A 408-nucleotide genomic window follows, 5' to 3' on the forward strand; every position below is an offset into this window, starting at 1 on the left:
TATCTGTCAGAAGGTGTGGGACTGCATTATCTGCGGAAAGAACAACATCATAAACTCCGGAAACATCTTTCTCTAATGAACGAAAATCAGCTACCCCAAAGTTTATTTTAACCCCGAAAGATTCTGCCTCTTTTGTTGCTCTTTCAATAGAAGCTGGGCTTAAATCAGTACCCGTTACTTTAAATCCGTGATTAGCCAACCCTATTGCTTGTGTACCGATACCACAGGAACAGTCTAAAAGCGAGGCACCATCTTTGCTAAGACTCGCTAGTTTTGAATGAATGAATTTGCTTAGAACCTCTCCTTGCCAAGAAATGGCATGATGCCAATCAACGAAAATAAGATGGTAATCTTCTGTTAGGTCATTATAAAAATCTAAAACAGAATCATCCAATATACTCACCCACC

1 protein-coding gene is annotated in these 408 nt (G+C 39.5%); it reads right to left on the reverse strand.

What is annotated here, in order from left to right; translation table 11 throughout:
* On the reverse strand, positions 1 to 394 hold a 394-nt coding region (locus tag PVOR_RS17115; protein ID WP_138917797.1), incomplete at its 3' end, for a class I SAM-dependent methyltransferase.
* Between the last annotated feature and the right edge of the window lie 14 nt (positions 395 to 408).

The organism is Paenibacillus vortex V453, from assembly GCF_000193415.1.
Lineage (GTDB): Bacteria > Bacillota > Bacilli > Paenibacillales > Paenibacillaceae > Paenibacillus_AQ > Paenibacillus_AQ glucanolyticus.